This is a genomic window from Gaiella sp. (genome assembly GCF_057140465.1).
On the sequence record NZ_DBNHWK010000091.1, the window covers coordinates 16,177 to 35,983 of the forward strand.

The 19,807-nt window shown below is 72.8% G+C and carries 16 protein-coding genes; 2 read left to right on the top strand and 14 right to left on the bottom strand.

Features of this window, described 5'->3' with window-relative positions:
- Positions 1-34: 34 nt before the first annotated feature.
- The 7 genes from AC162C_RS12950 to ppdK form a co-directional block, all read right to left on the bottom strand.
- Positions 35-1,057, bottom strand: coding sequence for an LLM class flavin-dependent oxidoreductase (locus AC162C_RS12950; RefSeq protein WP_462974662.1), 1,023 nt, complete (start codon positions 1,055-1,057; stop codon positions 35-37).
- On the bottom strand, positions 1,054-2,376 hold the full coding sequence (locus AC162C_RS12955; protein ID WP_484097903.1) for an amidohydrolase family protein: 1,323 nt from the start codon (positions 2,374-2,376) through the stop codon (positions 1,054-1,056). The genes AC162C_RS12950 and AC162C_RS12955 overlap by 4 nt, the downstream gene beginning before the upstream one ends.
- Positions 2,373-4,970 carry a selenium-dependent xanthine dehydrogenase gene (gene xdh / locus AC162C_RS12960; RefSeq protein WP_484097904.1) on the bottom strand — a complete coding sequence of 866 codons (2,598 nt, stop codon included), beginning with the start codon at positions 4,968-4,970 and terminating at the stop codon, positions 2,373-2,375. The genes AC162C_RS12955 and xdh overlap by 4 nt, the downstream gene beginning before the upstream one ends.
- Before the next feature lie 2 nt (positions 4,971-4,972).
- On the bottom strand, positions 4,973-5,926 hold the full coding sequence (pyrB, locus tag AC162C_RS12965; RefSeq protein ID WP_484097905.1) for an aspartate carbamoyltransferase: 954 nt from the start codon (positions 5,924-5,926) through the stop codon (positions 4,973-4,975).
- On the bottom strand, positions 5,880-7,265 hold the full coding sequence (locus tag AC162C_RS12970) for a pyridoxal-phosphate dependent enzyme (protein ID WP_484097906.1): 1,386 nt from the start codon (positions 7,263-7,265) through the stop codon (positions 5,880-5,882). Before AC162C_RS12970 ends, pyrB begins: the two co-directional genes overlap by 47 nt.
- A complete protein-coding gene (locus AC162C_RS12975) occupies positions 7,262-8,764 on the bottom strand; it encodes a pyridoxal-phosphate dependent enzyme (protein ID WP_484097907.1) in 1,503 nt (500 codons plus the stop codon). The genes AC162C_RS12970 and AC162C_RS12975 overlap by 4 nt, the downstream gene beginning before the upstream one ends.
- Positions 8,765-8,896: 132 nt before the next feature.
- On the bottom strand, positions 8,897-11,494 hold the full coding sequence (gene ppdK, locus AC162C_RS12980) for a pyruvate, phosphate dikinase (RefSeq protein ID WP_484097908.1): 2,598 nt from the start codon (positions 11,492-11,494) through the stop codon (positions 8,897-8,899).
- A gap of 213 nt (positions 11,495-11,707) precedes the next feature.
- Here ppdK and AC162C_RS12985 point away from each other — a divergent pair, with 213 nt between their 5' ends.
- Together AC162C_RS12985 and AC162C_RS12990 are read left to right on the top strand one after the other, a co-directional pair.
- Positions 11,708-12,232: a P-loop NTPase family protein gene (locus AC162C_RS12985; RefSeq protein WP_484097909.1), complete on the top strand. Its 525-nt coding sequence runs from the start codon at positions 11,708-11,710 to the stop codon at positions 12,230-12,232.
- On the top strand, positions 12,229-13,734 hold the full coding sequence (locus AC162C_RS12990) for a PQQ-dependent sugar dehydrogenase (RefSeq protein WP_484097910.1): 1,506 nt from the start codon (positions 12,229-12,231) through the stop codon (positions 13,732-13,734). Before AC162C_RS12985 ends, AC162C_RS12990 begins: the two co-directional genes overlap by 4 nt.
- On the opposite strand, the gene AC162C_RS12995 is transcribed toward AC162C_RS12990, so the two are convergent.
- From AC162C_RS12995 to mutM, 7 genes are all read right to left on the bottom strand, one after another.
- Positions 13,713-13,922 carry a hypothetical protein gene (locus AC162C_RS12995; protein ID WP_484097911.1) on the bottom strand — a complete coding sequence of 70 codons (210 nt, stop codon included), beginning with the start codon at positions 13,920-13,922 and terminating at the stop codon, positions 13,713-13,715. The genes AC162C_RS12990 and AC162C_RS12995 overlap by 22 nt on opposite strands.
- Entirely contained in the window at positions 13,919-14,755 is an 837-nt protein-coding gene (locus tag AC162C_RS13000; protein WP_484097912.1) for a pyruvate, water dikinase regulatory protein, read from the bottom strand. The genes AC162C_RS12995 and AC162C_RS13000 overlap by 4 nt, the downstream gene beginning before the upstream one ends.
- The gene (locus AC162C_RS13005; protein ID WP_484097913.1) at positions 14,752-15,219 is read right to left on the bottom strand and encodes an aminoacyl-tRNA deacylase; all 468 of its coding nucleotides are present in this window, start codon (positions 15,217-15,219) and stop codon (positions 14,752-14,754) included. Before AC162C_RS13005 ends, AC162C_RS13000 begins: the two co-directional genes overlap by 4 nt.
- A 14-nt stretch (positions 15,220-15,233) precedes the next feature.
- Entirely contained in the window at positions 15,234-17,060 is a 1,827-nt protein-coding gene (glyS, locus tag AC162C_RS13010; RefSeq protein WP_484097914.1) for a glycine--tRNA ligase subunit beta, read from the bottom strand.
- A complete protein-coding gene (locus tag AC162C_RS13015) occupies positions 17,060-17,917 on the bottom strand; it encodes a glycine--tRNA ligase subunit alpha (protein WP_462975408.1) in 858 nt (285 codons plus the stop codon). Before AC162C_RS13015 ends, glyS begins: the two co-directional genes overlap by 1 nt.
- Before the next feature lie 283 nt (positions 17,918-18,200).
- The gene (recO, locus tag AC162C_RS13020; protein ID WP_484097915.1) at positions 18,201-18,941 is read right to left on the bottom strand and encodes a DNA repair protein RecO; all 741 of its coding nucleotides are present in this window, start codon (positions 18,939-18,941) and stop codon (positions 18,201-18,203) included.
- Positions 18,942-18,970: 29 nt separating this feature from the next.
- A complete protein-coding gene (gene mutM / locus AC162C_RS13025; RefSeq protein WP_484097916.1) occupies positions 18,971-19,801 on the bottom strand; it encodes a bifunctional DNA-formamidopyrimidine glycosylase/DNA-(apurinic or apyrimidinic site) lyase in 831 nt (276 codons plus the stop codon).
- Positions 19,802-19,807 lie beyond the last annotated feature (6 nt).

The window sequence follows — 19,807 nt, forward strand, 5'->3', positions numbered from 1 at the left end:
AACCTCGCTTTCGTCGGTGCCTGCGGGACGTCGCTCATCGGACACCGACGGTGGCGAACGCCTCGATCATCGCCGGCACGTCGTCGCCGAGCGGGTAGAGCACCGGGCAGGTGCAGCCTGCCGCGACGTACTCGTCCACCTTCGCGCGGCAGTCGTCCACGGTTCCCGACGCCGTGATCAGCTGCACGACGTCGTCGGGGACGAGCGTCATCGCGCGCTCGATCTGCTCCGGGGTCGCGGGCCAGGTCAGGATCCGGCCGATCTCCTCGAGGAGCGATGCGTCGACGCCGCTCGCCTTGCCGATGTGCGGCTGCTGGCCGAGGTACTGCGTGACGAGCTCCCGGGCCCGGTCGAGGGCGAGCGCGCGGTCGTCGTCGAGCGAGCAGACGACGAGCTGCGGGCGGTCGACGTCGTCGAGGGAGCGGCCGGCCCGCTCCGCCCCGATCGCGAGGTGCTCCATCGCGGTCCGGTTGTACTCCGGGCCGACGAGGTAGTTGAGGAGGACGCCGTCCCCGATCTCGCCGGCGAGCTCCATCATCCTCATGCCGGTCGTCGCCGCGATGTAGATCGGGACGTCCTTGGGCGAGCGGTCACCGTGGACGATGTCGATCTCGATCTCGTCGACGTCGACGAACTCGCCGTGGTAGGTGACACGCTCCATCGCGAGCAGCCGCCGCGTGACCTCGACGAGCTCGCGCATCGCCTGGACGGGGCGCCGCCGGTGGATCCCGACCTTCGACGCCAGCGGGTCCCACCACGCGCCGAGGCCGAGCGTGATCCGGCCGGGCGCGAGGTCGTCGAGGGTCGAGAACGTCGCGGCGAGGAGCCCGACGTTCCGGGTCCAGGTGTTGACCACGCCCGATCCGATGCCGATGCGCTCGGTGACCGCCGCGAAGGCGGCCATCGGGACGGTCGCCTCGCGTACGAGCCGGCTCTCGGCCTGCCAGACGGCCTCGAACCCGCAGGCCTCCGCGAGCTGCGCGTAGCGCATCCCGTCACGGATCGGGTGCTTGTCCTGTAGGTAGAGCGCGACGCGCTCTCCGGTGGCGATCGTCATCGCCGGCCTCCTTTCGGCTCGAAATCGTGCGCGCCGATCCCGTCCATCCGCTCCCAGAGCCTCGCTGCCGCGACGCGTGCGGCGGCCGCCAGCTCCTGATCGTCGACGCGCGTCAGGCGTCGGTCGAGGACGACCCATTCACCGGCCACCATCACGTCGCGGACGGCTCGCGACGAGAGCCCGAAGACCCAGTGCCCGGAGAAGCTGCGCTCGTCGAGCGGCGCGGGCGCCGCGTAGTCCAGCACGACGAGGTCGGCGGGCGCCCCGACGTGGAGCGTGCCGAGCGCGGGCTCGTCGAAGACCGAGGCGGCGAGGCTGGCCCCCTGTGCGAGCCGCTCCAGCGGCCAGTCGGCGCCTGCGCCCGGATCGTCCTCGCGGAGGCGGAAGTACGCCGTCCGCGACTCCTCGAACATGTCGGCACCGATGCCGTCCGTGCCCAGCGCCACACGCCGGCCGAGCGCCCCGATCCGTGCCCGCCCGATCGCGTTGTTCATGTTCGAGCGTGCGTTGTGGGCCACCCACGCCCCCGCCTCGCCGACGATCGCGATCTCGTCGTCGTCGAGATGCACGCCGTGCGCCAGGAGCGTCCGGTCGTCGAGCGCCCCGGCCTCGGCGAGACGCTCCGCGACCCGGCGGCCGTGGAGCGCAAGCGCGTCGCGCTCGTCGACCGCGTCCTCCGCGGCGTGGACGTGGAGCCCGGTCGCGAGCGCACGCGCCGCATCCGCGCACGCGGCGAGCGTCTCGTCGCCGAGCGTGAACGAGGCGTGCGCGCCGATCAGCGACCTGGCCAGGGGCGGCGTCTCCGTCCGGACGCGCGCGGCGAACCGACGGTTCTCGGCCAGGCCGGCCCGGGCGCGCTCGGGGCCGTCCCGATCGGAGGTCTCGTAGCAGAGCACGGAGCGCACGCCGAGTGAGCGGAGCGCCTCCTCGAGGACGTCGAGCGAGCCGTCGATCGCGTTCGGGGACGCGTGGTGGTCGACCAGGGTGGTCGTCCCGGAGAGCAGGGCCTCCATCCCGCCGACGAGGGCCGACGCGCGGACGGCGTCCTCGTCGAGCGCCCGGTCGAGCCGCCACCAGATGCGCTGGAGGATCTGCAGGAAGTCCTGTGGCGGCGCGAGGTCGTAGGGCATGCCCCGGGCGAGCGCCGAGTAGAGGTGGGTGTGGCCGCAGACGTTGCCGGGCACGACGAGGCAGCCGGAGCAGTCGCGCCGTGCGCCCCCGCCGGAGTCTGCGACGCGCCCCGCGACGACGTGGAGGTCGGCCTCCGTGACGCGCACGGGGTCGAGCGACGCCACGACGGTGGCGCCCGAGAGGATCATCTCTTCCCTCCGACGCGGACGAGGTGCGGCACGGCGGCCCGCGCGGCCGGCGAGTCCTTCATCGGCAGCCGGGAGCGCCGGACGCCGTCGAACGCGTGGAGCGCGCCGGCGACCGCCGCGGCGGTCGGCACCATCGAGGCCTCACCGACGCCCTTCGCCCCGAAGGGGCCTTCGGGCTGCGGCTCCTCGACGAGGATGCACTCGACCGGCGGCATCCCGGTCGGCGGGACGATGTGGAGCGACTTCAGGGTCTCGGTGACCGGCACGCCGCCGTCGACCACGAACTCCTCGGACAACGCCTGGCCGAGGCCCATGTGCACGCCGCCCTCGATCTGGCCCTCGACGAGCATCGGGTTGATCGCGCGCCCGACGTCGTGTGCGGCGATCACCTTCGCGAGGCGGCCGTCGTCGTCGAGGATCACCACCTGCGTCGCCCAGCCGTACGCGAGGTGCGTGACGGGCTCGTCGGCGTCGTTCGGGGTCGTCCAGTCGACGAGCACCTCGCCCTCGATCTCCTCCCCGGCGAGCGCCTCGAGCGGCCGCCCGTCGAGCGCGTCCCGAAGCCTCCGGGCGGCGGCGAGAACGGCGTTGCCCCCGAGCACCGTCGAGCGCGAGGCGGTCGTGAGGCCCGTGTCGAGCTCGCGCTCGGTGTCGACGACGACCCGGACCTGCTCCGGCGCGACGCCGAGCTCCTCGCAGACGAGCTGGCGCAGGATCGTGTGCACGCCCTGCCCCATCTCCGTCCACGAGTGCAGCAGCGTGAGCGAGCCGTCGGCCTCGGGCCGCAGGATCGCCCGACCCCGCTCGGGGACGCCGTTCCCGATCCCGGTGTTCTTGAGGCCGCAGGCGATGCCCGCGAACGCCGCGTCCCGGTACGCGTCCCGTACGGCCAGCAGCGTCTTCTTCAGGCCCACTCCCGGGCCGAGCTTCTGCCCCGTGCCGGTGCGGTCGCCGACGTCGAGCGCGTTCCGCCAGCGGATCTCCCAGCCGTCGACGCCGACCTCGTCGGCGAGGCGGTCGAGCATGCCCTCCACCGCGAAGTTCGACTGGCTCACGCCGAAGCCCCGCATCGCCCCGCACGGGGGGTTGTTCGTGTAGACGGCGGTCGCCTCGACGTCGACGTTCGGCACGACGTAGGGGCCGCAGGCGTGCCCGGCAGCCCGCTCGAGCACCTTGTCGCCGACGCTCGCGTAGGCGCCGGTGTCGCCGACGATCCGCGCCCGCAGGCCGAGCAGGCGGCCGTCCGCGTCGCAGCCGACCGTGTACTCCATCCACATCGCGTGGCGCTTCGGGTGGAAGCGGAGGCTCTCGCGTCGGCTCAGCGTCAGCGAGACGGGACGGCCGGTGGCCGTCGCGAGCAGCGCGGCGTGGCACTGGACGCTCAGGTCCTCCTTCCCCCCGAACGCCCCGCCCGTCGGCACCTGCGTCACGCGGACGCCGTCCTCGGGGAGCCCGAGGAAGGACGCGATCTGCCGCCGGTCCTCCCACGCCCCCTGGCCCTGCGAGAACACGCGCACGGAGCCGTCGGCCCCGGGCACCACCAGCGTCGACTCCGGCTCGAGGAACGCGTGCTCGACGAACTGCGTGCGGAACGTCTCGGTCACGACGTGGGCGGCCCGCTCGAGCGCCTCGTCGACGTCGCCGCGCCGTACCGTCGAGACGGAGAGGACGTTCCCGCCCGGGTGGAGCGGCGGCGCCCCGTCCGTGATCGCCGCGAAGGGATCGGTGACGGGCGCGAGCACCTCGTACTCGACGTCGACGAGCAGCGCCGCCTCCCGTGCCGCGTGACGCGTCTCGGCGGCGATCGCGACGAGCACGTCACCGACCGTGCGCGTCGTCTCACCCTCCGCGACGAGCTGCGGCCGGTCCTTCTTCAGCGGCCCCTGCAGGCGCTCGCCGGGCACGTCCGCAGCGGTCACCACGGCGACGACGCCCGGGTACGCCACCGCGCGGGCGACGTCGATCCGCAGCGCCCGGGCGCGTGGATGGTCGGCGAAGCGGAGCGCCCCGTGGAGCATGCCGGGGACGGTCATGTCTCCCACGAACGGCGTATCTCCGAGCGCGAGCCCGTCTGCGAGGTAGCGCGGGGCACGCGCCCCGACGCCTCCTCCCCCCTCGGCGGGGCCGGCGGCGGGCTCGGCGCCCCGCCGAACCGCTGCTGCACGCTCGATCGCCTCGACGACCTTCGTGTACCCGGTGCAGCGGCAGAGGTTTCCGAGCAGCGCACGGGTGATCTCGTCGCGCGTCGGATCGGGATGCTTCGCCAGCAGGGCCTCGGCCTTCATCACGATTCCGGGCGAGCAGAAGCCGCACTGCGACGCGCCGGCGGAGGCGAACGACTCCGCCCAGAGCCGGCGGTCGGCCTCCGTCAGGCCCTCCTGCGTGACGACCCGCTTGCCCTCGAACCGTGTCGCCTTCTGGGCGCAGGAGACGACCGCGTGGCCGTCGACGATCACCGTGCACGCCCCGCACGAGCCTTCGGGGGCGCAGCCGTCCTTGACCGACCGTAGCCCCAGGTCGTCCCGGAGGACCTCGAGCAGGCTCTGCCCCCGGGGCTCGACGACCACCTGGGCACCGTTGAGGGTGAACTCCATCGCTACTCCATCGCCCCGAGGACGAGCGCGAGGAGGGCCATCCGCATCACGACGCCGTTGAACGCCTCCTGCCAGTAGCGGGCGTGACGCGTCGCGTCCACGTCCTCCGGGAGCTCGTCCATCCGCGGCAGGCTGTGCAGCACGATCGCTCCCGGTTTCGCGCGCTCGCGGAGGAGCTCGCGCGTCACGCGGTAGGCCTCGGGCGTCGTCCCGACGACGTCGCCACGCTCGTCGCGCGACTTCGTGTAGTCGGGCTGGACGACCGGCTCCATGTAGACGACGTCGCATTCCGCGATCACCTCCGCCACCGACTCGGCCTCCCGGTAGCGGACGCTGAGGGCGTCGAGCTCCGCCTTGAACTCGGGCAGGAGCGACATGTCCGGCGGCCCGACCACGTAGGCCTGGGCGTCGAACTGGGACAGCGCGTAGAGGATCGAGTGCATCGTCCGCATGCGCATGTCGCCCACGAGGAGGAACGTGACGCCGTCGACCGTGCCGAGCTCGCACCTCGTCGTGTAGAGGTCGGTCAGCACCTGCGTCGGGTGCTCGCCCCAGCCGTCGCCGCAGTTGATCACCGGCACCGACGCCCACCGCGCCGCCTCGGCCGGCGCCCCCTGCTCGAAGTGGCGCATCGCGATGACGTCGCCGTAGTACTCGAGCATGTGCACGGTGTCCTTGATCGACTCCTGGTAGAAGTCGCCGGCCCGCGTCATCTTCGCGTCGGAGAAGCCGAGGACGTGCCCTCCGAGCCGGTGCATCGCGGCCTCCGTCGCCAGTCGCGTGCGGGTGCTCGGCTGGTAGAAGGCGGTCAGGAGGGTCTTGTGCGCGAGCAGGTCGGCGTTCCGGCGACGCCTCGCGATCGGCGCCAGCTCGTCGCAGACGTCGAACACGTGCTCGAACTCGGCGCGCTCAAAGCCCTTGAGCGACAGGATGTCTCGTCCGAGGAAGCTCCTCATTCTCGTTGCTCCTTCCCTCGGGAGCCGATCTCACGGCCCCCGTGAACAGCACTGCGATGCGCTCGTCGGCGGCGAGCTCGCCCGCTCGCGACAGGGCGAGCAGCCCGGCGAGACCCGCCGATCCCGTGTGGTCGACGGCGATCCCGGTCGCCTCCAGCGCGAGCGCGTTGGCGCGCCGGAGCGTCTCCTCGTCGACGACGAGGGGGCGGCCGCCGGTGGCGAGCATCCCCTCCACGACGGCCAGCCAGTCGTACGTCTCGTCGTCCAGGATCCCGTGCGCGACGCTGCGCGGCTCGACCTCCCACGGCCACATGAACTGCGAGCGGTGCCGGGCCGCGAAGCGGAGCGCCTCCGCCGTCGGGCCCCTCGCACGGACGGCGTCGAATGCGCGCTTCAGCGGCCATGCCCCCTCCGTCTGCACCGTGTCGATGCGTGGCGAGGCCGGGAGCGCACCCAGCTCGACGCTCTCGGCGAGCGCGTGCACGCAGGCGCTCGCGAGCGCACCGCCGCCCACCTGGACGACGAGTCGGTCGACGGCGACGCCGGAGGCGGCGATCTCCCAGCCGAGCGTCTCTCCCCCCTCGACGGCGAGGCCGTTCAGGTTCCCCTGGCACGTGAAGGGCACGGCTCCCTCGTCGAGCGCCTCCAGGAGGCGGCGGTAGGCAGGGTCGCCGGGCCGGCCGTCGCGCGGGCAGACGACGATCACGGCACCGAGCTGCTCGAGGCGGTCGAGAACGACGGGATCGGCGTCGGACGGGACGAAGACGCGCAGCGTGCGCCCGCCCGCGCGCGCGACGACGGCGGCGGCGAGTGCGGCGTTCCCGCAGCTCGCGATCGCGAGCTCCCGCCGACGGGACGGATCGGCGAGCCCGAGCCGCTCCGCGACCTCGAGGTGCAACAGCACCCCGAAGAGATGCCGGGCCTTGTGCGACCCCGACACGTTGCCCGTCTCGTCCTTCACCCAGACGCCGCCCGGCGGGGAGAGCCCGACGGCCGCGCTCAGTCCCGGGCTGCGCGCGAACGGCGTGACAGCGAAGCCGTGGCCGTCGACGTCGGCCATGCGCGCATCGAGCTCCCGGACGAGGCCGCAGAACGCCTCGTCGCCGAGGCCGCCGCGCAGCGCCAGGTGGTACGCGTGGAGGAGCGAGCGAAACCGGATGTAGGGGTTCGGGTCGTCCGTCGCCGGGAAGCGGGCCGTCGACGGATCGAGCTCGCGCCGGAGGACGTGGTCGACGTCGTCGCCGGGCAGTGCGTCCGGGCAGCGGAACGGCGTCGCCTCCGACCAGGGGACGACGGCGCCGCACGCCGCACAGACGAGACGTGAGGCGGGCGGTCTCACGACTCCTCGAGCACGCCGGTGCGCGCGTTGACGTCGTCGATGAGCTCGTCCCATGCCGGGACGGCCTCCCGGACCGTCGCCCAGAACCCCGGGGCGCGCCGCGCCTCGAACTCCTCGACCGGGACTCCCTGCTGCTCGACCCACGTGAAGTAGCCGAGGTTGAAGATCCGCTCGCGCTCCGTGCGCCCGAGCTCGAGGAGGTTGTCGGTCGTCGTCCCCAAGAGGTGCTCGCCGAACGCCTCGGCCGCGTCGAGCTCGTCGAAGCCGTCGCCGAAGTACCGACCGAGCGCCGCCCGTTGCTCGCTCTCGTAGAGCGCCGCGCCGTCGGTGGCGACGGTGACGACGGCGTCGTCCGGCCCGAGGTCGTGGTACTTCGCGACCTTGATCGCCCCGAGGACGTTGCAGATGCTCGAGAGCCCGAGCGAGGGCAGGGCGGCGAGCACGTCGTCGGGCACGCCGCGCCGCCCCAGGTACGACCGACCGACGTCCGTGCCGAAGAGCACGCCCAGGCGGTCGGTTGCGCGGTCGGAGACGGCGAGCACCATGTCGGTCGCCATCACGTTGTGGATCAGGGGCACGTGCTTGTCGCCGATCCCCTGGATGTTGTGCTCGCCGAACCCGTTCCGCAGCAGCGTCGGGCACTCCAGGGCCTCGCACGCGACCGTGAGCGAGCCGAGGTGCTGCTTCAGGTAGTCGCCGGCGCCGATCGTCCCGGCCGAGCCGGTGGCGGCGACGAACGCACGCAGCGACAGGCCGCTCCGGCGAGCGGCCAGGTGCCGGAAGACCGCCTCCAGGGCGGCTCCGGTCGCGAGGTAGTGGACGACGTAGTTCCCGAACTCGGAGAACTGGTTGAGGACGACGTTCTCGGGGTCGGCGGCGAGCTCGCGGCACGCGTCGTAGATCTCCTTCACGTTGCTCTCGGTGCCCGGGGTGCGGACGATGTCCGCGGGGTCCGCCACCCACCGCTCGAGCCACTCGAAGCGCTCCCGGCTCATCCCCTCCGGGAGCACGGCGACGCCGCGGCAGCCGAGGAGCCGCGAGATCGCCACCCCGCCCCGGCAGTAGTTCCCGGTGGACGGCCAGACCGCCCGTTGGTGCGTGGGGTCGAACGCGCCCGTGACGAGCCGCGGCACCAGGCAGGCGTACGCGGCGAGCACCTTGTGGGCGCCGATCAGCGGGAACCGGTCGCCGAGCACGACGACGATCGGGGCGTCGACGCCCGTCAGCTCGCGCGGGAGCACGAGGTGCTCGGGCACGGCGACCGCGTCGACCCGGTTCGCGGCGTTGTACCAGTGCACGCGGAAGAGGTTGAGAGGGTGCGCCGCGTCGGGGTCGACCCCCGACAGCGCCGCCCGCACCGCCGCCGGGATCAGCGCCGGGTCGGCGAGCTGGGCGAACGTCGGGAGCGCGACACGGTTCTCACGAAGGCGGGCAACGGCCCGTTCGAGCCTCTGTGGGTCGACGACCTCGCGTCTCCCGTCGAGCACACTCGTCCGCACGCACCCCTCCTGTCGAGGGCTTTGCTCCACGGTAGAGCCGGGCGTTCCGCCCGGCGACAGGGCTTCGACGCAGACCCGATCAGGGGATCCCCGCATGGCGCAGGGACGGGCCCCTGGGGCGATCCGGGGGTGTCAGCCGCCGATCGCGACGGCGACCACGCCCGCCTCCGCCAGCGCCACCTGCGCCGCGGCCAGCCGGGCGACCGGAACCCGGTAGGGCGAACAGCTGACGTAGTCGAGGCCGAGCTCGTGGCAGAACGCAACCGAACGCGGCTCGCCGCCGTGCTCGCCGCAGATGCCGAGCTTGATCTCCGGCTTCGTCCCCCGTGCGCGCTCGACGGCGATCCGCATCAGGTCGCCGACGCCGTCCTGGTCGATCGTCTCGAACGGGTTCGCGTCGAGCACGCCGTCCTCGAGGTAGTGCGTGAGGAACTTGCCCTCCGCGTCGTCGCGCGAGAAGCCGAGGGCGGTCTGGGTGAGGTCGTTCGTGCCGAAGGAGCAGAAGTCGGCCACCTCCGCGATCTCGTCGGCGCGAATGCACGCCCGGGGCAGCTCGATCATCGTTCCGCAGAGGTAGGCGACGGACGGCTCCTCCTGCGCCACCGCCTCCGTCAGCTCCCGGAGCCGGCGCAGCTCCTCGCGGAACCCGACGAGCGGATGCATGATCTCGACGAGGGGCGGCTCACCGGTGCGGTCCGCGACCGCCCTCGCCGCCCGCACGATCGCACGGACCTGCATCTCGTAGATCTCCGGGAACTGGAGGCCGAGGCGGCAGCCGCGGCTGCCGAGCATCGGGTTGGCCTCGTGCAGCTGTCGGATGCGCGTCCGCATCGCGTCGCTCGTCGCCTCCTCGAGCGACGGGAGGAACTCGTGCAACGGCGGGTCGAGCAGCCGGATGATCACGGGAAGACCGCGCATCGCCTCGAAGATGCCCTCGAAGTCGGCCTGCTGCATCGGCAGCAGGTCGTCGAGCGCAGCCCGGCGCTCCGGCTCGGCGTCGGCCAGGATCATGCGCTGCACGACCGGGAGCCGCTCCGGCGCCATGAACATGTGCTCGGTGCGGCAGAGCCCGATCCCCTCCGCGCCGAACTCCCGCGCCTTGGCCGCGTCCTCGGGCGTGTCCGCGTTCGCGCGCACGCCGAGCCGGCGCATCCCGTCGGCCCAGCCGAGGACTGTCCGGAAGTTCTCGTCGATCGAGGGCGCGACGAGCGGCACCGACCCGATGATCACGCGGCCGGTGCCGCCGTCGATCGTGATCACGTCCCCCTCGGAGAGCTCCTGCTCGCCGAGGCGGATCACCCCGGCCGTCGCGTCGATGTGGAGCGCGTCGCACCCCGCCACGCACGGCTTGCCCATCCCGCGCGCGACGACGGCCGCGTGCGACGTCATCCCGCCGTGTGCCGTGAGGATCCCCTTCGCGTGGATCACGCCGTGGATGTCGTCCGGGGTGGTCTCCCAGCGCACGAGGATGACGTCGTCGCCGGCGCGTCCGCGCTCCTCCGCGGTGTCGGCGTCGAGCACGATCGCGCCCGAGGCTGCTCCCGGTGACGCGTTCAGGCCCTCCGCCGCGACCACGACCGCCGCGTCGGGGTCGATCATCGGGTGGAGCAACTGGTCGAGCTGGGCCGGGTCGATCCGGGCGACCGCCTCCTCCCTGGTGATGAGCTCCTCGTCGACCATGTCGACGGCGGCACGGAGCGACGCACGCGCGGTGCGCTTCCCGGTGCGGGTCTGCAGCAGGTAGAGCGTCCCCTCCTCGATGGTGAACTCGATGTCCTGGAGGTCGCGGTAGTGCTCCTCCAGGCGCTCGAGCGTCGTCACGAGCTCGTCGTAGGCGTCGGGCAGCACGTCGCGCATCCGCTCGATCGGCTCCGGCGTGCGGATGCCCGCGACGACGTCCTCGCCCTGGGCGTTGACGAGGAACTCCCCGTAGAGCCGGGCCTCGCCCGTCGACGGATCCCGCGTGAAGCACACCCCGGTGGCGGAGCGCTCCCCCCTGTTGCCGAACACCATCTGCACGACGTTGCACGCCGTGCCGAGGTCGTCCGGGATCTCGTACGTCCGCCGGTAGACCTGGGCCCGAGGGGTGTCCCACGAATCGAAGACCGCACGGTAGGCGCGGCGCAGCTGCTCGCGCGCATCCTGCGGGAACGGCGCGCCTGCGTCCTGCGCGAAGATCTGCTCGAACGTCGCGATCAGCTCGCGGAGGTCGTCGGCGTCGAGATCGAGGTCCTGCGTGACCCCGCGCTCCCGCTTCAGCTCCGTGAGCGCGTTCTCGAAGTGGTGCCCGTCGATGCCCTCGACGACCTCCCCGTACATCTGGAGCAGGCGGCGATACGAGTCGTAGGCGAACCGCGGGTTCCCGGTCGACTCGGCGAGGCCCGCGACGGCGACGTCGCCGAGCCCGAGGTTGAGGATCGTGTCCATCATCCCGGGCATCGAGATCGCCGCGCCGGAGCGGACGGACACGAGCAGCGGGTCGTGCGGGTCTCCGAACCGCTTCCCGGCCCGCTCCTCGAGAGCGACGATGTGCTCGTCGACCTCCTCGTCGAGGCCGTCCGGGACCTGGCGGCCCGCTGCCGTGTAGGCGCGGCACGCATCCGTCGTGATCGTGAAGCCGGCCGGCACGGGGAGGTCGAGCGCGGTCATCTCGGCGAGCCCGACGCCCTTGCCGCCGAGCAGCTCACGGCCCCCTGGGGCCTCCTCTTCGAACCCGTACACGTAGCGCATCGGCCGCCATCCTCGCACACGGCGGTCGCCTCCCGCCTGGGGAGACGGCCGGCCCAGGCTGCCCGCGCGGCCCGGGTCGTGAGCGCTCTGCGACGATGTCGAGGTGGACGGAGACTCCGTCGAGGCGAGCCGCCGGCGTCCGCGCTCGTCTCGCCGTGACGAGGCCCGGGGGCGGCACGTCACCGCGCGCCCGCTGACGTGAGGCGCGTCTGCGTGCTCGCCTCCGCGAGCGGCAACGGCAAGACGACGTTCGCGCACGCGCTCGCCGTGCGCCTCGGTGTCCCGTTCCACGAGCTCGATGCGCTCAACCACGGCCCCGGCTGGACGGAGGCGACGCCCGCCGAGCTCGCATCCGCCGTCCGTGCGATCGTGGCCGACGACGCGTGGGTGATCGACGGGGCGTACCGGGACAAGCTGGGCGATCTCGTCCTCGAGTCCGCAGACACGGTCGTCTGGCTCGACCTGCCGCTGCACATCTGGCTGCCGCGGCTCCTCACACGCACGACACGACGCGTCGTCCACGGGGAGGAGCTCTGGAACGGGAACCGTGAGACGCTCCGGACGACGTTCTCCCGCGACTCCGTCGTCCTCCACGCCCTGCGCACGCACCGTCGGCGACGACGGGACTATCCGCTGCAGCTCGCCCGGTTCCAGCCCGTGCGTCTCCGTAGCCAGGCCGACGTCGACGCGTTCCTCGCCGCCGTCCCGGGCGTTCTCACGGCTAGCCTGCCGCCGTGACCGGGGCCCGTGCGAAGCGACTGGGACGCGCCGTGATCGTCGCGGCCGCGGCGGCGACCGTCGTCGCGGTCGCCTGGTCGGCGGCCGCCCGCGGCGGGGACACCGCCACCACGCGGCCGGTGACGATCCGCGTCGACGCGAAGGACTTCTCGTTCGCGCTGTCGCGCCGCGCCGTCCCGGCCGGCACGACGGTCCGCTTCCTCGTTCGCAACCGCGGCGCCGTGCCCCACGACTTCGTGATCGCGGGCAAGCGCACGCGCGTCTTGCCTCCGGGGCGGTCGCAGACCCTCACCGTCCGGTTCCCGAAGAAGCGACGCCTCGCTTTCCTCTGCTCGGTCCCCGGGCACGCCAAGCTCGGGATGAAGGGCGTGTTCTCCGTCGGGAAGCCGCCTGCGCCACCGCGGCCGCCGTCACCGCCATCCGTCGACGTGACGGGGCTCGTGCAGCTGGAGCGGGTCGGGGCGTTCGCTCGCCCGGTGCTCGTCACGGCACCGCCGGGCGACGATCGCCTGTTCGTGGTCGAGCAGCCGGGAGTCATCCGGGTCGTCAAGGACGGAGAGACCCTCGAACGGCCCTTCCTCGACATCCGTGATCGCGTCCAGGCCGCGAACGAGACCGGGCTGCTCGGCCTCGCATTCGCGCCGGACTACGCAACGAGCGGCCTCGCCTACGTCTACTACACCGCCCGCCGCGGCAGCGGCGACGTCGAGATCGTGGAGTATCGCCGTTTCGAGGTCGATCCGGACCGGCTCGACCCCGGGAGCGAGCGACTCCTGCTCAGGATCACCGAGCCGTATGAGAACCACAACGGGGGCATGCTCCAGTTCGGGCCCGACGGCATGCTCTACGCCGCCGTCGGCGACGGCGACTCCGGCGTGCTGAACCCGCCGGGGGCGTTCGCGCAGACGCTCGACGACCTCCTCGGGAACATCCTGCGTATCGACCCCCGGGGCGGCACGCCGTACGCAGTGCCGGCCGACAACCCGTTCGTCGGCGTCGAGGGCGCCCGTCCGGAGATCTGGGCGACGGGCCTCCGCAACCCGTGGCGCTTCTGGATCGACCACGAGACCGGCCGCATGTTCATCGGCGACGTCGGCTACGCCGAGCGAGAGGAGATCGACGTCGTCCCGCCCGGGGCGTCGGGCCTGAACTTCGGCTGGCCCTGCTTCGAGGGCACGCTCCCGTTCGACCGGACGGCCACGTGTGGTGACGGCCTCGTGCCGCCGCTCTTCGAGGTCGACCACTCCCGCGGCGCGTGCTCGGTGATCGGCGGGCTCGTCGTCCGCGACCCGCGGCTGCCCGACCTCGTCGGCCGGTACCTGTTCGGCGACTTCTGCCTCGGCCGCATCACCGCGCTCATGCTCGACGAAGCCGGGGCGGTCGCCCGGTCGGACGACCTCGGCCTCGACGTCCCCCAGCTGACGAGCTTCGGCGTCGGCGGCGCCGGTCGCATCTACGTGACGGCGCTGACGGGCGAGGTCTACCGGCTCGACCCGCGCTGAAGACGCGCACGGACGTCCGCGAGCCATGCGGCGGCCCGCAGACCGAGCCAGAGCGGCGTGAGCACGACGTAGAAGAGCACGACGCCGACGCCGAGCGCCGTCCACCACGTCACCCAGTAGCGGAGCGGCGCCCAGCCCTTGTCGGACAGCGCGCGGCCTTCCGAGCGCCAGAGGCTCCGCCCGCTCACCGTCGCCTCCGCGCGCGCCGCCGCTCGTCGACGAGCTTGACGATGCGCATCGCCGTCTCCTCCACCGACAGCTCCGAGACGTCGATCACGGGACAGCGGAGGCGGCGATGGAGGGCGGCCGCGAGGTCGAGCTCCGCGTAGACGGCCGCGAGGTCCGCGTAGTGCTTCCGCGGGGCCCCCATCGAGCGGACGCGCTCGCCGCGGATCTCGGACAGGCGCTCGGCGTCGATCGTCAGCCCCACGATCTTGGCCCGGTCGATCTCGAACAGGACGTCCGGTGGATCCACCCCACGGACGACCGGGACGTTCGCGGCCTTGTGACCGAGGTACCCGAGGTAGATCGACAACGGTGTCTTCGACGTCCGGGAGACGCCGACGAGCACGACGTCCGCCTCGTCGAGCCCGCCGCCGACGCCGTCGTCGTACTTGACCGCGAACTCGATCGCCTCGATGCGGCGGAAGTACGTCTGATCGAGCGGCGCGCGCGCGCCGGGCTCCATCCTCGCGGCCACTCCCGCCACGCGTGAGATCGAGTCGATCGGGTGGCCGAGGAGGTCGCAGTAGTGGACCCGCGCACTCCGGCAGAGCCGCCGCATCTCCTCCCGCAGCCCACGCTCGACGAGCGTGTACACCATGACGGCGGGCCGTCCACGCGCCCGGGAGACGGTGAGCTGGAGGTCATCCCGCGTCTCGACGCGTGGGTGCCGCACCTCCTCGAACACGAGGTCGGGGAACTGCGCCTCGAGTGCGAGGACGAGACGTGCTGCGGTCTCCCCTGTCGAGTCGGAGACGATGTGCAGCTCGACGGGGACGTCGGTGTGGCCGTCCGTCACGTGCGGGAGGCTAGCGGTGCCCAGCGTCCCGCGGTGAGCCGGAGGAGATCCACCGGGGACAGCTCGATGTCGAGCCCTCGCCGGCCGGCACTGACGAGGATCGTGTCATGGTCGCGCGCGGACTCGTCGAGGAGGAGCGGCAGCCACCGCCGCTGGCCGAGGGGGCTCATCCCTCCGACGACGTAGCCCGTCGCCCGCTCCGCGTCCCTGGGTCTCGCGAGCGCGGCACGCTTGCCGAGCGCACGGAGGTCGAGCACAGCCTCGACCGGCAGCACCGCGACCGTGAGCGTCCCGTCGATCGAGACGACGAGCGTCTTGAAGACGCGCGCCGGGTCGACGCCGAGCTTCTCCACGGCGTCGCGACCGTAGGACTCGGCACGTGGATCGTGCGGGAACTCGTGGACGCGGAAGGCGATCCCGGCCGTTGCGGCCGCCGTGATCGCCGGTGTCCCTTTCCCGGCCACCGCGGGGGCGCCGCCTAGCCGGGGAGCTGTCCGAAGTCGCCGAGCAGGCCGACGCGGTCGCGCACGTCGCGCAGCAGTCGCAGCCTGTTCGCCCGCACCGCCTCGTCGGGATCCATCACGAGCACCTCGTCGAAGAAGCGCTCGACGATCGGAGCGAGTCGTGCGGCCGCGTCGAAGTCTGCGTCGAGCGCGCCCGAGGGCGCGAACCCGTCGAGCGCCTCGACGAGCGCCTGCTCGGCGTCCTCGCGCAGCAGCAGCCTGTTGACGGGCTCGTCGTCGGTCGTGTCGCCGACGATCCGCGACGCGCGCTGGTGCACCTCTCGAACCGGGGCGAGCCGCTCCTCGTCGAGGCCGTGCAGGAAGCGCACGAGCTCCGCCACCGTGCGCAGGTCGTCGTGGGGGGCGCCCCGCGCGGCGCGGACGACCTCGACCGAAGCGTCGAGCACGCCCTCGAGGCGCTCCTCGACGAACTCCCTCAGCGCCTCGTCCTCGAGCGTGACCGCGACGCCGCCCTCGATCGCGAGCCGACACAGCCCGATCGCGGCACGGCGCAGCGCGAACGGGTCGCGCGACCCCGACGGCTTGAGCCCGAGCCCGAAGGCCACCTCGAGCGTGTCGAGCCGGTCGGCGGCGGCGAGCACGCGCCCGTCGCCCGTCGACGGCAGCGGTGCGACCGCGCCGTCTGGGAGGTAGTGCTCGTCGATCGCGACGCAGACGGCCTCGGCCGCGCCGCCGAGCCGCGCGTACTCGGCGCCGATGTGCCCCTCGAGCTCCGGGAACTCGCGCACGAGCTCCGACGCCTGGTCGGCCTTGCACAGACGTGCCGCCTCGACCGCGTCGGCGCCCCCTCCGAGCTCTCGAACGCGGGACTGGAGGCGGGAGCTCTTGTCGGCGTACGTGCCGCCCCCCCGGAGGAACGTGATCGCACCGAGACGCGCGACGAGCTGCTCGATCCCGACGGCCACGTCACGTTCGAACGTGAACTCGGCGTCTTCGAGCCTGCCCCGGAGCACCCGCTCGTTGCCCGCGCGCACGACGTCGGGATCGCCTCCGTTCGCGACGATCGCGAACCGTGTGCCGCCGAGCGGGAAGTACCGCTGGTGCGACTGCATCGCCGTCTCGACGACGCGGCGCGGCAGCCGGAGGAAGCGCTCGTCGAACGCCCCTTCGACCACGGTCGGCCACTCGACGAGGTTCACGACCTCGGGCAGCTTCGCGAGCGCGTCGGTCCATCCACCGAGCGCGTCGAGGCCCTCCACGACCAGCTCCCGGCGGCGCTCGAGGTCCGGCTCGACTCCGTGCTCGCGGAGCGTCTCCGCGTACGCCGTGGCGGCCGGGACCACCACGTCGCCGCCGGGAATCCGTCGGCCCTGGGACACCGACCCGACGACGACCTCGTCGTCGAGCAGGGCGAGCGTCCACCGCACCGGCCGCGCGAACCGCATCCCGCCCGGCTCCCACGTCATCGACTTCGAGAACGCGATCCCGGAGACGATGCTCTTCACGCGCGTCGGCAGCGTGACGGCGAGCGGCTCCGCCGGCTTCACCCAGCCGAGCGTCCCGTCCCGCTCGACGAGGGCGTCACGGGGCACGCCGAGCTTGCGGGCGAACCCCTCGGCGGCCTTCTCGCCGACGGAGACCGGCGGCCCCTTCACCCACTCCTCCGGCACCTCGGCGGGGAGGTCCGGCACGAGGACGGCGAGTCGGCGCGGGCCGAGGAACAGCTGGGACGGATCGGTGCCGAGATGCTCGCGGACGAGCCCCGGGAGCTGGCCTCCCGCCTCGTAGACGGCGCTCGACGGCAGCTCCTCGCAGCCGATCTCGAGCAGGAGCGTCGGCATCAGCCCTCCCCTCCCTGGTCGGCCAAGTACGCCTCGCAGACACGGCGTGCGAGCGTACGGACACGGCCGATGTACGCGGCGCGCTCCGTCGCAGACACCGCACCCCGGGCATCGAGGAGGTTGAAGGCGTGCGATGCCTTGAGCACCTGGTCGTACGCGGGGATCGGCAGCCCGGCGCCGAGCAGGAGCGCGCACTCGTCCTCGTACTCCGCGAAGCGGCGCTCGAGGACGTCGACGGGAGCCTGCTCGAAGTTGTACGTCGACCACTGCCGCTCGTTCTCCCGGTAGACGTCACCCCATGTCACGCCCGACGCCCACTCGATGTCGAGGGCGCTGTCGACGTCCTGGATGAACATCGCCAGGCGCTCGAGCCCGTAGGTGATCTCGGCCGGGATCAGCGCCAGGTCGAGCCCTCCGACCTGCTGGAAGTACGTGAACTGCGTCACCTCCATGCCGTCGATCCAGACCTCCCAGCCGAGGCCCCACGCTCCCAGCGTCGGCCCCTCCCAGTCGTCCTCGACGAAACGCACGTCGTGTCGCGCGAGGTCGACGCCGATCGCGGCGAGCGAGCCCAGGTACAGGTCGATGACGTCGGGCGGGGCAGGCTTGAGGATCACCTGTCCCTGGAAGTAGTGCTGGAACCGGTACGGGTTCTCGCCGTACCGGCCGTCCGTGGGGCGGATCGACGGCTCCACGTAGAACGTCCTCCACGGCTCCGGGCCGAGGCAGCGCAGCACGGTCGCCGGATTGAAGGTGCCGGCGCCGAGCTCGGTGTGGTAGGGCTGCATGACGATGCACCCGCGCTCGGCCCAGTACCCCTGGAGCCGGGCGATCATGTCCTGGAAGTTGAGCGCCATGGGACGGGTCATGCTAGTCGGTGGCCGCCGATGTCACCGGGGCCGCGGTCGCACGACCCGCCACGGCCCGACCGCTGCTCCTCGCGTCCCGGCCACAGCCCACTCGGCGCAGCGCCACGGGCGACGCGCTGGAGCGGAGCCGGGCCGCGCACGTCCTCACGACGCCGGCCCGGGGTCCTCCAACCTCCTCCCCGCAGCTCGATCGTAACCCCGTGCGGGGGCCACGTGTGCACCGACCCCGGATCGCGTGTGAGCCGAGATCGTCACGGCACGGGCGCCGTCGCTACGCGGTCACGGTGCGCAGCCTGAACCCACCCTGGAACTCGTAGGACGCCGTCACGACCGCGAGCGCGTCGCGCGCGCCTGCGCGCTCGAGCCCGACGGTCGGAGCGTCGGCGATCGGGGCACGCAGGAGCGCGGAGATCGCCCGCAGCCCGTCGGGCGACACCCGGATCGCCCCGACGTCGCATCGGCCGCAGACGACACCGCCCGCCGCCGGGAGATAGCCCGCGAGCCCGGTCTCCGCACCGCACTCCACGCAGCTGTCGAGATGCGGCAGGTACCCGGAGACCCACAGCAGCTTGAGCTGGAACGAGAGGACGAGCGGGTCGAGCGCCGGGCTCTCGGGCGCCCGCGACGGCGCGTCGTCCAGCGCGTCGAGGAACCGGGTGAGCGCGAGGAACGCGCGGTCGTTCCGCTCCTCGCCCGTGAACAGGCGGAGCATCGCCTCGAGCCCGATCATGCCGACCCCGAGGCGGTACGAGTCCGCGCGGATCCGGTCGTGCGCCCGAACGAGCGCCGCACCGGTCACCGTGAGGAGCTCACCGCGGCCACGATGGAGCAGGAGCTCGACATGCGAGAACGGCTCGAGCCGGCCTCCGAGGCGGCTGCGGGTGCGCCGCACGCCCTTCGCAACGGCGCCCAGCCGCCCGTGCTCCTCGGTGTAGAGGTGCAGCACCCGGTCGGCCTCGCCGAACCGGAAGCTGCGGAGCACGACCGCCTCCGTCTTCGAGGCGCGGGACATACCGGCAGTCTAGGCCCGGCCCCTGCGGTTCACGGCGCCGGCTGGCACCGTGGGCAGAACGTCGTCCCCCGCCCGGCGACGACCGTGCGCTCCAGCGGGGCACGACAGCGCGAGCAGGGCTCCCCCGACCGGCCGTAGGCATGGAACTCGTCTTGCATCGTGCCCTCTCGGCCGTCGGGTGCCGTGTAGTCGCGGAGCGTTGCGCCCTGGCGGTCGATGCCGACGCGGAGTGCCGCCCGCATCGCCCGCACGAGCCGGGCGCCGTCCACTGCGTCGAGGGACGCGGCCGGCCGAGCGGGATGGAGCCGGGCGCGCCACAACGCCTCGTCGACGTAGATGTTCCCGAGGCCGGCGACGACGCGCTGGTCGAGGAGCACCGCCTTCAGCGGCGCCCGCCTTCGCGTGACCCGATCCGAGAGCCAGCGGCCGGTGACGACGCGCGCGAACGGCTCCGGCCCGAGCCGATCGGCGAGATGCGGCTCGACGTCCACGGGCTCGAGGAGCTCCCACGTCCCGAACCGCCGCAGGTCGCGGTACGCGACGTCCAGCCCGTTGTCGAGGCGCAGGAGGGCACGGCGATGGGCGTCCGCCGGCAGCGACGCCCGCGGGGCGACGCGAAACGACCCGGTCATCCGCAGGTGGACGAGCAGCACCCGACCAGGGCCGAGGACGACCAGGAGGTACTTCCCGCGGCGCCCGACCGCCGTGACCCGCTCTCCGACGAGCTCGGCGGCGACGATCCCCGGGTCGAACGGACGGGTCAGGCGCGGGTCGACGATCTCCGCGTGGAGGATGCGCGCGCCCACGAGCGCGGGCTCGAGCACGCGCCGCACGGTCTCGACCTCGGGGAGCTCCGGCACCGTCGG

Coding starts and splice junctions, on each gene's coding strand:
- xdh (WP_484097904.1), bottom strand. CDS start 4,970: ATGGAGTTCACCCTCAACGGTGCCCAGGTGGTCGTCGAGCCCCGGGGG.
- AC162C_RS12950 (WP_462974662.1), bottom strand. CDS start 1,057: ATGACGATCGCCACCGGAGAGCGCGTCGCGCTCTACCTACAGGACAAG.
- pyrB (WP_484097905.1), bottom strand. CDS start 5,926: ATGAGGAGCTTCCTCGGACGAGACATCCTGTCGCTCAAGGGCTTTGAG.
- AC162C_RS12955 (WP_484097903.1), bottom strand. CDS start 2,376: ATGATCCTCTCGGGCGCCACCGTCGTGGCGTCGCTCGACCCCGTGCGC.
- ppdK (WP_484097908.1), bottom strand. CDS start 11,494: ATGCGCTACGTGTACGGGTTCGAAGAGGAGGCCCCAGGGGGCCGTGAG.
- AC162C_RS13015 (WP_462975408.1), bottom strand. CDS start 17,917: ATGGCGCTCAACTTCCAGGACATGATCGCCCGGCTCCAGGGGTACTGG.
- recO (WP_484097915.1), bottom strand. CDS start 18,941: ATGTCCCGCGCCTCGAAGACGGAGGCGGTCGTGCTCCGCAGCTTCCGG.
- glyS (WP_484097914.1), bottom strand. CDS start 17,060: ATGCCGACGCTCCTGCTCGAGATCGGCTGCGAGGAGCTGCCGTCGAGC.